General features: G+C 60.7%; 14 protein-coding genes. 6 read left to right on the top strand and 8 right to left on the bottom strand.

The genetic code is table 11. From position 1 onward, the window contains the following. Window positions 1-24: 24 nt before the first annotated feature. Window positions 25-1413, bottom strand: a complete 1389-nt coding sequence (locus WG900_RS14425; RefSeq protein WP_339967992.1) for an aromatic ring-hydroxylating dioxygenase subunit alpha — start codon at window positions 1411-1413, stop codon at window positions 25-27. Window positions 1414-1525: 112 nt separating this feature from the next. Between WG900_RS14425 and WG900_RS14420 the strand changes: the two genes are divergently transcribed. After that, on the top strand, window positions 1526-1738 hold the full coding sequence (locus tag WG900_RS14420; RefSeq protein ID WP_264415316.1) for a ferredoxin: 213 nt from the start codon (window positions 1526-1528) through the stop codon (window positions 1736-1738). A gap of 2 nt (window positions 1739-1740) precedes the next feature. Here WG900_RS14420 and WG900_RS14415 read toward each other — a convergent pair whose 3' ends face one another. Next, the gene (locus WG900_RS14415; RefSeq protein WP_339967990.1) at window positions 1741-2169 is read right to left on the bottom strand and encodes a globin; all 429 of its coding nucleotides are present in this window, start codon (window positions 2167-2169) and stop codon (window positions 1741-1743) included. 179 nt (window positions 2170-2348) lie between these two features. Between WG900_RS14415 and WG900_RS14410 the strand changes: the two genes are divergently transcribed. Next, window positions 2349-3494 carry an oxidoreductase gene (locus WG900_RS14410; protein WP_339967989.1) on the top strand — a complete coding sequence of 382 codons (1146 nt, stop codon included), beginning with the start codon at window positions 2349-2351 and terminating at the stop codon, window positions 3492-3494. Here WG900_RS14410 and WG900_RS14405 read toward each other — a convergent pair whose 3' ends face one another. After that, window positions 3495-4238, bottom strand: coding sequence for an SDR family oxidoreductase (locus WG900_RS14405; protein WP_339967988.1), 744 nt, complete (start codon window positions 4236-4238; stop codon window positions 3495-3497). Continuing rightward, window positions 4231-4659 (bottom strand): nuclear transport factor 2 family protein, encoded by a 429-nt coding sequence (locus WG900_RS14400; protein ID WP_339967987.1) that lies wholly within the window; start codon window positions 4657-4659, stop codon window positions 4231-4233. The genes WG900_RS14405 and WG900_RS14400 overlap by 8 nt, the downstream gene beginning before the upstream one ends. Before the next feature lie 145 nt (window positions 4660-4804). Between WG900_RS14400 and WG900_RS14395 the strand changes: the two genes are divergently transcribed. Beyond that, window positions 4805-5815, top strand: a complete 1011-nt coding sequence (locus WG900_RS14395) for an LLM class flavin-dependent oxidoreductase (RefSeq protein WP_339967986.1) — start codon at window positions 4805-4807, stop codon at window positions 5813-5815. A gap of 6 nt (window positions 5816-5821) precedes the next feature. Here WG900_RS14395 and WG900_RS14390 read toward each other — a convergent pair whose 3' ends face one another. From WG900_RS14390 to WG900_RS14380, 3 genes are read right to left on the bottom strand one after another with little or no spacing between them, the layout of a single operon-like run. Next, window positions 5822-7309 carry an aldehyde dehydrogenase family protein gene (locus WG900_RS14390; RefSeq protein WP_339967985.1) on the bottom strand — a complete coding sequence of 496 codons (1488 nt, stop codon included), beginning with the start codon at window positions 7307-7309 and terminating at the stop codon, window positions 5822-5824. Beyond that, the gene (locus tag WG900_RS14385; RefSeq protein ID WP_339967984.1) at window positions 7309-8907 is read right to left on the bottom strand and encodes a GMC family oxidoreductase; all 1599 of its coding nucleotides are present in this window, start codon (window positions 8905-8907) and stop codon (window positions 7309-7311) included. Before WG900_RS14385 ends, WG900_RS14390 begins: the two co-directional genes overlap by 1 nt. A gap of 9 nt (window positions 8908-8916) precedes the next feature. Next, window positions 8917-9690, bottom strand: a complete 774-nt coding sequence (locus WG900_RS14380) for an SDR family NAD(P)-dependent oxidoreductase (protein WP_339967983.1) — start codon at window positions 9688-9690, stop codon at window positions 8917-8919. Between the two features lie 98 nt (window positions 9691-9788). Here WG900_RS14380 and WG900_RS14375 point away from each other — a divergent pair, with 98 nt between their 5' ends. Beyond that, a complete protein-coding gene (locus tag WG900_RS14375; protein WP_339967982.1) occupies window positions 9789-10922 on the top strand; it encodes a sulfotransferase family protein in 1134 nt (377 codons plus the stop codon). Further along, on the top strand, window positions 10919-12082 hold the full coding sequence (locus WG900_RS14370; protein WP_339967981.1) for a hypothetical protein: 1164 nt from the start codon (window positions 10919-10921) through the stop codon (window positions 12080-12082). Before WG900_RS14375 ends, WG900_RS14370 begins: the two co-directional genes overlap by 4 nt. A gap of 11 nt (window positions 12083-12093) precedes the next feature. Here WG900_RS14370 and WG900_RS14365 read toward each other — a convergent pair whose 3' ends face one another. Next, window positions 12094-12444 carry a winged helix-turn-helix transcriptional regulator gene (locus WG900_RS14365; protein ID WP_339967980.1) on the bottom strand — a complete coding sequence of 117 codons (351 nt, stop codon included), beginning with the start codon at window positions 12442-12444 and terminating at the stop codon, window positions 12094-12096. Between the two features lie 143 nt (window positions 12445-12587). Here WG900_RS14365 and WG900_RS14360 point away from each other — a divergent pair, with 143 nt between their 5' ends. Continuing rightward, complete coding sequence (locus WG900_RS14360) at window positions 12588-13805, top strand: cytochrome P450 (protein ID WP_339967979.1); 1218 nt, start codon at window positions 12588-12590, stop codon at window positions 13803-13805. The last annotated feature ends 8 nt before the right edge of the window (window positions 13806-13813 follow it).

Raw genomic sequence — 13813 nt, 5'->3', positions numbered from 1 at the left:
CTCTCAGCGCAACGAGCGTGCTTTTCAGACTTCGCTCATCAGCTTGTGATAGGCCATCCACCAGTTCCACTGGGTGTCGTCCTTGGTAAATCCGGGATAGAGCAGTCCGCCGCCCTTCCAGCCTTCGGGGCGTTCATGGCCGTGCAGCGCCTGATATTTCAGCGTCATATGCTTGCTCACGCCGCCGCGCGCGTTGCGCATGATAACCGGCCAGACGTCGGCGTCATCCTGCTCGATCGTCCCTGAAGTGCCGGTCTGCTGAATCGAGTTCTGCAGCATATCGCGCTTCATCTGCTCGGGTGCATCCTTCTCTGCAAAGATGAAGTTGACGAACTCGACCTGGTTCGGGCCTCTCGGCACATAGGTATGGAGCGCCAGTGCGCCCGATGATCCGCCATCGGTGCGCGGCGCGAAGATGAAGGCGATCAGGATGTTGGGGAACATGCCGCCCACCTGCGGCGGAATGGTCGCCAGCTGTTCCACCTGATCGGCGGAAAGGTTCCGGAACAGCTGCGGGATCATTTCCTTGGTGATGCCCGGGGGCGTCAGCAGGTTGAGCCGTTCCTCCACAGACTTGCCTTCAAACGGCACGTCGGCAAACATCTTGAAGGTTTTTTCCGCCTCAAGACAGCGCAGCGAATGTCCCTGCTCGCACGATACATCAACGCCGTACATGCCCGGAGCCTGATCGTAGATCGATTCTGCCGTGCCGCCCATGACACCCCCTTCCATGAGGCTTCGGTGCAGGGTGAGGGTGTGGAAACCGTCAGAGCCAGACTGTTCGCCCGGCACCTTCCAGTTGCACGGCAGGACAAAGCGCTGCGGCGGGCCGAGCAGTTCCAGCCCGTTGTCGGTGCGGCAGAACAACTGGTCCATGTAGTATTTGATGTCGCCGAGATATTCGTCGAACGAGGGCCCTTCGATGTTCCAGGTGGCGAAGATCAGCCCGCCATAGAGGTGGACGCGCGCCTTCTTCAGGCCCAGCGTCGCCTTGTCGACATTGTTGCCGTGCATCTTCTCGCGCTCGACAGGTGCGCCGATGAAGTCGCCGTTCGGCTTGAAGGCCCAGCCGTGGTAGATGCACTGGTGAATCGGCTTGTTGCCTGCCTCTCCCAGGCAGACGCGCATGCCGCGATGGGGGCAGACGTTCAGCGAAACATTGACGTTGCCGTCGCGATCACGCGCAATGATGACGTTGTCTTCCGCCATGTCGCGGACAATGAAATCGCCGGACTTGGGAATTTCGCTCTCATGCCCCAGCAACAGCCAAGTCTTGGCGAAGATCCGCTCCATTTCATGGGAATACAGCTCTTCGTCGGTCATCACGCGCAGCGACACCTCATTGGTGTCTCGCATAATCAGATCGTCGAGGGTGGTTCCGTCTCGCAGGACCAGGCTTGCTTGCTGCAGCATGGTGATCTTCTCCTCAGGTCGTTTTTTCTCGTTGATTCGCGTTATACATATTGAATGAAATATGTTCAAGGTGTAAGTTGCATATCAAAGTTTGGATGAGAGGAGTTTTGGCATGTCTGGAGAGGGCAAGCTCAAGGTAGTGATCAACAAGCCGGCGTGCTGCGGCTATGGCGTCTGCGCCGATATCTGCCCCGATGTTTACAAGCTGGATGAGAACGGCATCGTCTATGTTGATGACGAAATCGTGCCTGACGGCATGGAAGATCTCGCGCGCGAAGGGGCCGATGCCTGTCCGCAAGCTGCGATCAAGGTCGTGCCTGCGTGATCCTAGTGTGCATGGGCGATCAGCCGGTAAAGGTCTGCCGTAACCTGCCGCCACGCTGCCTCATAATCTGTTGACCAGCGCTCGTCCGCCAAATCTGCCAAGGTCTCGACAAACAGATCGAGCAGTTCTGCGTAGAGTGGCAGAGAAAAGTTGCCATAGCAGCGATGGGCAATGACGAGGTTGTGGATCGAGGTATCGACCCAGCTTTCCTTGGTCGAAAGCGCGATGAGACTTTCGAGTATCTCGCTCACCATCGCTCCGCAGGACACAGACGGCTGAAAGAACATGGCTTGCTGATCGGGATGGCAGGCGAAAAAGCGCGCAAAGAAATGCGGCGTAATGTCCTCACCCGCTTCGGCCACGGCATAGAGAGACTGTTCGAGCAGGTCTCCAAGTTTGTCGCTTTCGATCGTGGCAGCCAGTTCCGGCATATCGTCCCTCCCAATCCTGCCGGCAGCAATCCCCCAATTCGGGCGGGTCAGGCTTGATCGAGATCAAGCCGCTGCGAAGGATCTTTTGACTGAGGGCAAGTCGTCATCCCCTGTCTTGCGGAAGGTCCGGCCCCGCGCAATCGCGCCGAGGTGGCAACTCATGTTTGCGTGAGGACACGATGCGACACGAGCTGGAACCGCTGTTTACGCCCTTTACCTGTGGTTCGCTGACCACGGCGAACCGCTTTGTCATGTCGCCGATGACGCGCAATTTCAGTCCTGGCGGCGTGCCCGTGCCGGAGGCTGCCGATTACTATGCACGCCGGGCGAAAATGGGGCTGGTGATCACCGAGGGCGTCGGCCCGGATCATCCCGCAGCATTGGGAGATGGAACGACCGGCGGCCCGGCGCTGCCCGTAATGTATGGCGAAGCGGCACTGGCCAGCTGGAAGTCCATCGTCGATGCCGTCCATGCTGCTGGTGGCAAGATTGCGCCGCAGCTGTGGCACATGGGGCCGATCCGCCTTGCCGGAACCGGCCCGCACCCAGAGGCATCTTCGATCAGCCCGTCGGGCGTATGGGGGCCTTTCGACAAGGCGATGGTTCCGCCGGACTATCTCGAAGCGGTGAAGGCTCCAGGTGTTCCGGCCAGCGATTCCGAAATTGCCGACATAATCGCAGGTTTTGCCCGGTCTGCGGCGCAGGCGCATCACCTGGGTTTCGATGCCATCGCGCTTCACGGTGCGCACGGCTATTTGCTCGATAGTTTCCTGTGGGCCGAAACCAACCATCGCAGCGATCAGTGGGGCGGAGACCGGCTGCGCCGCACCCGGTTGGCGCGCGAAGTGGTGCGGGCGGTTCGCCGGGCGATCCCTGCAGACAAGCCGATCATCTACCGTTTCTCGCAATGGAAGCTGCAGGACTATGGCGCAAGGTTGGCGGAGACCCCTGAAGAACTGTCCATGATCACCAGCGCACTGGCTGATTCCGGCGTCGATATCTTTGACGTTTCGACCCGCCATTTTGACGCACCTGCGTTTGGCGGTTCGGACATGGGCCTATCAGGCTGGGTGCGTAAGCTGACCGGCAAGCCGGTCATGACCGTTGGCGGTATCGGTTTTGACAAGGACCTGCAAAGCTCATTCATGGAACCGACCGCATCGATCGACAATCTGGACGAAGTAGCCCGCCGTTTCGGCGCCGGCGAATTCGATTTGGTCGCCATCGGCCGCGCTGCGCTGATGGATGCCGATTGGATCGGCAAGGTCTGCAGGGGTGAACCGTTCAAGTCTTTCGATATGTCTGCCTATGGCAGGCTGGACTGATCAGAAGCCCTCCGAAGTGGCGTAGATGTGCATCCGCGCGGCATTGGCGTTACCGGTCTGCTCGCACATGAACAACACGGCTTTGGCAATGTCATCGGGCACCATTGGCGGAATGAATTCATCCCAGCCCGGCTGCCCCTTTTGCTTCATGTCGGCGAAGATTTCGGTGGTGGTCGTGCCGGGCGCTATCAGCCCGACGCGCACGCCGCTGCCTGCCAGTTCGATCCGCAAGACATCGGTGAACCGCTCCAGCGCCGCCTTGAGCCCGCCATAGACGCCAGTACCCGCAGCAGTCAGGCTGGCGCCGATGCTGGAGAGATTGACGATCTGTCCTGCGCCATTGGCCTTCATCTGACGGGCAAAAAGCAGACTGGTGCGAACCACTGTGGTGTAGTTGATGGTAATCAGCGGCTCGAGTTCGGCCAGATCGAAGGAATCGACATGGCTGGTGCGCAGAATTCCGGCATTGTTGATCAGAATATCCGTCTTCCCGAAGCGCGAAGTGGCGGCATCAAGCAAGGCTTGCGCTGCATCAGCGCCGCCAAGATCCAGCTCAAGGGTAGTCGCTGCAGGACCCAGCTCGGCGGCAAGCTTCTCCAGCCGATCTCGCCGGCGCGCCACCAGCATGACATTCGCTCCGGCCGCAGCAAGCTTGCGGGCCGTTGCGGCACCAATGCCCGAAGACGCCCCCGTGACGATTGCATTTTTTCCGGCAAGGCTGGTCATGTCAGAGCTTTCAATCAAGCAGGACGGCGTGAAACTGGCGTCTGGCGATCTGCCAGCCGCTGCCTGTGCGGGCGAACTGGTCATCGTAATAGCCAACGCCGCGGTGAGTGGGGCCACCGACGTTCATCGGCGTCAGCAAGGCATCGACATAGGACCGGGCAAGGACCCCGCCACTCGCAGAGTGAATTTCGATATTGCTGATCCGGTGCAGGGTCGGGCCAATATCGGCGTGCGCCTGCTTCATGTATTCGGTGATGGCGGTTGCGCCGTGCCACTTGCCAAAGCCGCCGTAGTCTACCTCGCAATCGAAGGTGAACAGCGATTGGAACAGGGGCCAGTCACGCTGATCGATCCCGGTGGCATAGGCGATCAGCACGGCGGTGATTGCACGCTCATCCTGCGCGCTTAGACCCGTTCCGACACGAACCGCCTGATTCATCCCCAGCTTCCTCTTCTCGGTGTTGCCGGGAGTCTAGTTTGCGCGGAGCGGACGTGGCCCTTCTTTGGATAGGGGGTTTCGCGGCCAATCCGCATTAGCCAGCAGGCTTGGGAGAAGTGGCGATATGCTGATATCAAGTCTTTGCATGACGGGTTACGATGGGCCCGCTCCCGGCCTTGAAATCTGGCCGGCAGAGCCTGCCTATTGCAGGCCGGATGTGGCGCAGGCATCGTTCGCCCACAGCCTCGCCATGGCGCGCAAGGCGGATGAGCTGGGCTTTGACTGGGTCAGCCTGTCGGAACATCATTACGCGCCCTATATCATGACGCCCAATCCCTGCGTGATGGCGGGCGCGTTGGCGCAGGTGACCAGCCGCGCCAAGATCGCGCTGCTCGGGCCATTGGTGCCGCTGTCAAATCCGGTCCGCCTCGCCGAGGAACTGGCGATGGTCGATATGCTCAGCGGCGGACGTCTGATCGTGCTGTTCCTGCGCGGCACGCCGAATGAACACCAGACCTACGACACCGATGCCGCCGCGACCCGCGCGATGACGCAGGAAGGCATCGACCTGATCATCAAGGCATGGACTTCGGACGAACCCTTTGCCTGGCACGGCGCGCAGTATCAGTTCAGCACAGTCTCGGTCTGGCCAAAAACCGTTCAGGCACCGCATCCGCCGATCTTCGGATCAGGCAACAGCGATGAATCGGTGCGCTTCGCTGCTGCCCGCCGCATGGGCATTGCCTTTTCGTTTGCCCCGCCAGAGGTGGTGCGCGACTGGGTGAAGCTCTATCAGGCCGAGGCAGCGAGCGCCGGATGGCAGCCGGGGCCAGAGCAGGTCATCTATCGCGGGATTGCCTATGCGGCGGAAAGCGATGCCAGGGCGATGGACGAGATGGGCGCGTTTTTCGGCCAGAAAATGGCCGAACAGGCGCAAATCCAGCAAAAGACAATGGGCGGTCCACCGGTGGTGCCGCTGGTTCTGGAGCCCTATTTTGTCGGCGGCCCCGAAACGCTCAAAGGCAAAATGGAAGCGATCCGCGATTGCGGGGTAGGGGTGGTTGACCTCGCCTGGGGGATCGGTGATCCAGCCCAGCGCGAGGCCGCTATGGAGTGCTTTGCAGACGGTGTGCTTGGGGTGGCGCAGGGGTTGTAAGGGGAATTATCCGATCGGGTAGAACACCGACTTTTCGTGCTGGTATTCGCGTAGCCAGTTCGGACCGTATTCTCGCCCGACGCCCGAGCGCTTGTAGCCGCCGATAGGGGCATAGCTCATCGTTCCGGTGCCGCCATTGAGTGAAACGCTCCCTGCGCGGATGCGCATGGCCATGGCATAGCCGGTGGCGGCATCGGCGGTCTCGACCGCGCCGTTAAGGCCATATCGCGAGTCATTGGCGATGGCGATTGCTTCATCATCGGTATCAAAGCCGATGATGCAGCCGACAGGTCCGAAGATTTCGTCCTGAGCGATAGCCATGTCGTTGGTGACATCGTCGAACAGCGTCATCTCGGTGAAGAAGCCGCCTTCCAGACCAGCAGGTCTGCCGCCGCCGCACAGCAGGGTCGCTCCGGCTGCCTTGCCCAATGCGATGTAGTGCTCGACCTTGTTGCGCTGGCTCTCGCGGATCAGCGGCCCCATGGTAACCGTGGGGTCCGAGGCATCGCCCACCTTGATCTGTGACGCCACTGCCTTGGCCACAGCGGCAAAGGCTGGGCGGATGGAGTTGTGCACCAGCAACCGCGTCGGGATGGCGCAGCCCTGGCCGGCATTGACCGAGAGAAAGCCCACGGCCATCGCGGCCGCGCGCTGCACATCGGCATCGTGACGCACGATCATCGCGGACTTGCCGCCGAGTTCGAGGTGTACTTTCTTCAGCGTCGGCGCGGCCTGCGCCATGATCGCCGCGCCGACCCCTTCCGATCCGGTGAAAGTGACCATGTCCACGCGTTCGTCCGTGCACAGCACCTGACCTTCGGCGATGCCCCCGGTGACGATATTGAGCACGCCCTCGGGCAGGCCGATTTCCTCGCTGATCTCGCCAAACAGCAGCGCCGAATAGGGCGTGAACTGCGACGGTTTGAGCACCATAGTGCACCCGGCCAGCAAAGCAGGGGCAATCTTGGCGAGGTTGAGCAGGAAGGGGAAATTGTAGCCAGTGATTGCGCTGACCACGCCGAACGGTTCCCGCACCACCGTGGTGCCGCCGATTGACTGCGGACCGCCGGGAATGAACATGTTGGGTGTAATGTCGATGGGAAGCCGCTCGGATTCCTCCCGGCGGGCCGTGGCAATGGCGGCGACAAGATGGTTGATCGGATTGGCCACCTGCATCCCGTGCGTGATGTGCTGGGCGCAGCCCACCTCTGCCACGATCAGCGCAGCAATATCAGCCTGACGGGCGCGCAGGGCATCGACCATGCGCTGCATCACGTTGGCGCGTTCATCCATGGTCATGGTGGGCCAGGGGCCGTGATCAAACGCCTGACGAGCAGCACCGATGGCCGCTTCGATCTGGGCCACGCTGGCCAGCGGCGCGTGGCCGATCACCGCGCCCGTCGCCGGATTGATCACCTCTTCGCTGCCGGCTTCGGGAGCAACCCAGCTACCATTGATGAACAACTGGGTGATATTGGTATAGGGAATGGTCATCAGGCAGGTTCTTTCGCAAGGATCATGTCCGCCGCATTCATGGCAATGGCCATGGCGGGGGCGTTGGTGTTGCCGGAAACGAGCGTCGGCATGATGGAGGTGTCGCAAACGCGCAGGCCGTCGACCCCGCGGACGCGCAATTGCGGATCGAGCACGCTGGCATCGTCCGCGCCCATCGCTGCCGTTCCGGCGATGTGAAAACTGGTGCCGCCCAGCTTGAGCAGGTTGGCAAGGATCGCTTCATCGCTATGCATTTCCGCGCCTGCGCCGACTTCCTCGACAATCCAGTTGGACAAGGCGGGCTGCTGTCCCAGACGACGAAGCCATTTGAACAGGTCCAGCGCGGTCTGCCGATCCACATCCTCGGCAAAATGGTTGGCATTGATGTCCGGCATCGAAGCTGTGTCAGCGGAGGTGATATGCGTCCAGCCCCGGCTTTCCGGCCGGGTGAAATAGCCAAGCACCCGCATGCCCGGGAACTTGTCGAGATAGACCTGCCCGGAAGCATTGACGCCCATTGTCACGAGCATCGAGCCGATCTGCGCGTCGGGCCGGTCAAGGCCGGGACGGGTCTTGATGAAGCCGCCCACTTCATGCGCCGCATCAGTCATCGGGCCGCTGGAGGACAGGAAATAGCGAAGTACGGAAGCGATCAGGCCCATTCCCTGAAGCTTCTGGTTGGAACTGTTCCCGGTTACGCGCCAGTCCATCGCCATATAGCGATGCTCGCGCAGGTTTTCGCCAACCAGCGGGCTATGGACCACCGTTTCGATGCCGAGGGCTTTCAGGCGTTCGCTGTCCCCGATGCCGGACAATTCAAGCAGCTTGGGCGATTCGACGGCACCGGCGCTGAGGATGATCTCGCCGCGGCACAGGACGGTGCGATCCGCCAATTGCACGCCGCTGGCCCGAGTGCCGTCGAACAGGATTTTTTCTGCGCGCACCCCCGTCAGAATATCAAGGTTGGGACGTCCGCGAACCGGATCGAGGAAGGCGCGGGCGGCGGAGAAACGCTTGCCCTTGAAGGTCGTGACCGTCTGGTATCCCATGCCCTGATCGGCGACGACATCGGTATGGTTGACGTCTTCAACCTCTGGCACGCCCAGTTCACCGGCCGCATCAAGGATCGCCTGGCACAGCGGATTGCCCTTGGGGTAGCGTGAAATCTTGAGCGGCCCGCCGGTGCCGCGCCATTGATCAGTGCCAAGCACATGGTCTTCGAGCTTCAGGTATTGCGCGCCGATCCGGTCCCAACCCCAGCCGGTGCAGCCCGCCTTGGCCCAATCGTCATAGTCCTGCGGGCTTCCCCGCATATAGACCATGCCGTTGATCGAGCTTGATCCGCCGACCGTCCGACCCTTCAGCCACAGTTCCTGCGGCTGGTTTCCCGCCGGCGTTACCGGATAGGCGAAGACATGCCGATTGGCCGGATCGAGCAGCTTTCCCACACCGCGCGGCATGCGGATCAGCGGGCTCTTGTCGTCCGGTCCGCTCTCCAGCAGCAGCACGCGGTTGGCCGGATTTTCCGAAAGGCGGTTCGCCAGCACGCAGCCCGAAGAGCCCGCGCCAACGACGATGTAATCATAGATCTCAGCCACGCTGCATCCCTATCCGATCAGGTGTCCACCATCGGCTATCAGCGTCTGGCCGGTAATATAGCTTGCCGCGTCGGAAGCGAGGAAAAGGACGGCGGCGGCGATTTCCTCGGGCCGGCCGGGGCGGCCGAGCGGCGGCATGAACCTGGCGATGACTTCAGGCGGAAAACCCGGACCGCTGGCCGCGCCTTGACCTGGCGTGGTCGTGTTGCCTGGGCACACGGCATTGACGCGAATCCCGTCACTGGCGACTTCCATGGCCGCCGAACGGGTCAGCGAGACGACACCCGCCTTGCTTGCTGCATAGGCCATCAGGCTGGGCGCCATCGGATGAAACGCGCTGTTCGAGGCAATGTTGACGATCGCCCCCTTTGTCTCGTCCGCTCGCATGACCGCCACGGCTTCTCGCATTGCCAGCATGACCCCGCGCAGATTGATGTCGAGCGTCTGGTCCCAATAGGCCAGATCGGTATCTTCCAGCATTCGGCGGTGCTGCACGCCCGCGTTGTTGACCAGAATATCCAGCCGCCCGAAATGCTGCCGCGCCGCTTTGACCAGAGCAACGACGCTGGCCTCGCTTGCCATGTCCACAGCCCTGGCCACGGCATCGCCGCCTATGTCCTTTGCCACGGATGCAACCTGATCGCCGCTGATATCCGCCAGCATCACCTTCGCGCCTGCTCCGGCAAAGGCGCGCGCCATGGCTTCGCCCATGCCCTGTGCCGCGCCGGTAACGATCACGGCTTTGCCGCGCAGATTGTAGACTTGGTTCAGATCAAGCATCATCGCCGGTTCTCCCGGTCACAGTGAATTGACGCACGGCATGGTGTCCGCCCCTATCTCAAGACGGGTGAGGGCGCATTTTGCCGTCGTAGCCTTCGGGCATGATAACAGCAGAAGAGATGCTCGCCGAAGCGGGACTGAGCGGCGAAATCGCCTCGGGAACATACCCGGGCCTGTCAGCCGCGCTGACCGCGCTTGATATGGAAACCGGTTTGACTGCCGAAGGCAGGGAGCGCGCGCTGGCGCAATTTCGCGATAACCTGGCGCGGCTCGCGGCGATCGTCGCAGATCGCGCCGCTCATCCGGAGATCGCCGAGGTCAGGATCGATCGACCGGTCTTTATCCTTGGCCTGCCGCGCTGCGGAACATCGATCCTGCACTCCCTGATCGGCGCCGATGCCAAGGTGCGTACGCCGCTGCAGTGGGAAGTTGCCGCGCCGTCACCGCCGCCGGAAGCGGCAACCTTCGACACCGATCCGCGCGCAGCCGGCTTCGATGCCTATGTCGCGGCCAATTTCACCGGGGCATGGGCCGACGTGCTGAAGGCGCACCCTATCGGCGCGCGCATCCCCCAGGAATGCGGGATGATCCTGGAAACTGCGTTCCAAGGGATCAACCCGACGATGCTGTTCAGCCTGCCCGGCTATTATGAATGGTACCGGCAGGCTGACACGCGTTTCGGGTATCAGGTCCACAAGATGTGGCTTCAGCACTTGTCGTGGAAAAATCCGCGCGACCGCTGGGTGCTGAAAGTGCAGGAGCACGCCTATCATCTTCCCGAGTTGTTCGCCGCCTATCCCGATGCTGTACTGGTTCAGCCGCACCGCGATCCGGTTACGGTGATGGCTTCGATCTCGCGCCTTATCGAAGTGATCCGCTGTGTCAGCTTCGAAACGATTGATCGCGCCGCGTTGGGGCAGGAACTGCTGCATCTGTGGCATGACGGGCAGGTCGCTTCGATGGCATGGCGCAAGGCCAATCCGCAGGTGAAAGTGCTCGATCTGCGCTTCAAGGATATCGTTGCCGATCCGGTGGCGGCGGTGCGCAGTGTCTATGACCATGCGGGCATGGATTTCTCGGCTGAAACACAGCAGGCGGTCAGTAACTGGTGGGCGGCAAACCCATCTGACAAGCACGGCCAGCATAAATATGAGCTGGCGGATTATGGCCTGACCCGCGAGCAGGTCGAGTCGGTTTATAGCGACTATATAGCAGCTTACGGTGACTATATATGACCGCATGGGAAGAACGGATCGCCGCGTTCAGCGGCACGACCGAACTGCTTGGCCTGCTGGCCGATCCCGCTGATCCGCAAGCCGCAGCAGAAGCAGAGCGCCTGTTCTGGATGACGCTCGCATCGGGCTGGTTCACTGCCTTTGCCGATGCCGATTTCCCTGATTTCGTCCCCGCCGTCAGCACGCATCTGCACTGTGTCGGCACGAATCCCGATTACAACTACGGCACGGCAACAATTGATGGTGCCGGCAGCTATCTTTTGACCGGTGAGCGCGGCGAGGGGTTGTTCCTGTTGATGGACATCGCAGCTGGCGGGCTGGGGGTCATGGACAAGCCGGGGCCTTCCTTGGGCCTGCTGGACTTCGATCGGCTGACATTGGATGCGGATGGGCGTTTTTCATTACTGCTCAGCGCTGAGAAGCCGGCTGACTGGTCTGGTGACTGGCACCATCTTGATCCTTCCGCCCGCTCGCTGTCGCTGCGTCAGGCGAGCTATGACTGGGGCTCGGGCCGCGAAGCGCGCATCGCCATCGAGCGAATCGACAAGGCCCATCACCCGCGCCGCCGTTCCGCTTCCGACATTGCCGAGCGCCTCACTGCGCTTGCGGCCTATCCTAAGCGCTTGTCCGGCATGGCACTTGGTTTCATTGCCGCTCAGCGCGCGAAGGGGCTGTGGAACCGCCTGGAGCACGATGATTGGGCAGGTCAGGGCGGCGTGCAAGGCCAGCATTATTATCAGGGACTGTTCCGGCTGGAACCGGGAAAGGTTCTGCTGCTGGAAACCGAATTGCCGGATCACGTCCGCTACTGGAACGTGCAGTTGTCCGACATGCTGTGGAACAGCGTGGACTGGATGAACCACCAGTCCAGCCTTAACGGCGGTCAGGCGCGGATCGATAGCGATGGCCGGTTCCGGGCAGTGATCGCGCTGGAAGATCCCGGTGTGCCCAACTGGCTAGATCCCGGCGGCAATGGCGAAGGCGCCATCATGCTGCGCTGGACCGAAGCAAGCAGCGGTCCGCAGCCCAGCTTGCGGCTGATCGATCTGGTTGACCTTCGCGCGCAACTCCCAGCCGATACTCCCGCAGTTTCACCCGACGTCCGTGAAGGGCAATTGCGCGCGCGCCGGCGCGGGGTGCAAATGCGGCGGCGTTGGTAGCGCGGTCTGGATCATGACTCCGCTTTGCCGAATTTCTGCCACCATTCCATCAGCGACTTTATGGTCGGCTCCAGCGCCTTGGTTGCCTCGGTCATGCTGTATTCCACGCGCGGCGGGACTTCGGCAAAGACCTTGCGTGTCACCAGTCCATCGGCTTCCAGTTCGCGCAATTGCCGGGTCAGCATATGCTGGGTCACGCCGGGAATCGTCCGCAGCAGCTCTCCGAAGCGATGTGTTCGGTGATAGAGCAGCCAGAGGATCTCCAGCTTCCACTTTCCCGCAATCATCGTCAAAGCCTTGCGCAGATCAGCGTATTCATCGGCCTTTACTTCGCGGTTTTTCGCAATAGTCATCTTTATCATACTAACCTACAGAAATTCATCCTGCTTGTTCAAAGTCATGTTAGCTAATAGCTGAACCTAATGAAAGTCGGGAAACGCGGACGCAGGCCAAACCCCTTGTCCAGCCCTGTTCGTCAAGATCACAGAATGCATGGAGCACCGCGATGCAGATTCAGTTTCCGGAACCGACTATTCCTGATCACGTCCCGCCCGCGTTGGTCCGTGCGTTTCCCTATGTTTTCGGAATGACGACGCGCGATGATCCGTTTTCCGACTGGGCTTCGGCGGTGCATGAAGGGCCGGATATCTTCTATGCGCCTCATGCCTATCCGGGAGGAACGCCGGCGTGGATCGTTCGCAGGGTGGAAGATTTGCGGAAGATCTATTTCGACACCGACACCTTTTCGAGCAAGGATTTTTCGCCCTTTTCAAAGCTGATCGGCGATACCTGGACCAATTTGCCGGTGGAGATCGATCCGCCCGAGCACGCCAAATATCGCGCCTTCATCAACCCGCTGTTCACGCCTTCAGCCATGACGAAGCTGGAAGGCCGCATCCGCAATTATGCGGTCGAGTACATCGAAGCCTTTCGCGACAAGGGAGCCTGCGAATTCATGGCCGATTTTGCCTTTGAATTCCCGATCAAGGTGTTCCTCGAGCTGATGGATTTCCCGCTCAGTAACACCAAGCAGTTCCTCGAATGGGAGTACGGTCTGCTCCACGAGATGGATATGTGGAAGATCGCTGATGCCACGCGCAACGTCGTGGGTTTCCTGCGTGAGCAGATTGAAGACCGTCGCAAGAACCCGCGCGGCGACATCATCAGCTATGCGCTGAGCGTAGAAATCGAAGGGCGCAAGCTTAATGACGATGAACTGGTGGGCTTTGCCTTTAACCTGTTCATCGGCGGACTCGACACGGTTTCAACCAACATGGGGAACCAGTTTGTTCATCTGGCCCGCAACCCGCAGGACCAGACCTATCTGAAGGATAACCCCAAGCAGATACCCCATGCCATCGACGAAATGATGCGGGCCTATGCTGCGGTCACGACCTTCCGCACCTGCACCAGGGAAACGGAGTTCGGCGGTGTAACGATGATGCCTGGTGACAAGGTGGCGGTGTCAACCACGCTCGCCGGCCGCGATCCGCAGGAGTTTCCTGAACCCGGAATCATCCGGTTCGACCGCAATCCGCGTCATGTCTCTTTCGGCTTTGGTCCGCACATGTGCGTGGGCATGCACCTTGCACGTCGTGAAATGCGCATTGCCATCGAGGAGTTTGTAGGGCGGATCCAGAACTTCAGCATCAAGCCGGGGCACGAGATCGAGTATCACCTCGGGATGATTCAGCCGGTTTCCCTGCCGCTGGTCTGGAGCTAGAGCTAGAG

This window comes from Novosphingobium aquae, assembly GCF_037572715.1.
Classification (GTDB): domain Bacteria; phylum Pseudomonadota; class Alphaproteobacteria; order Sphingomonadales; family Sphingomonadaceae; genus Novosphingobium; species Novosphingobium aquae.
The sequence above is the reverse complement of the archived record's forward strand: the minus strand, read 5'-3'. Positions and strand labels throughout refer to the sequence as shown.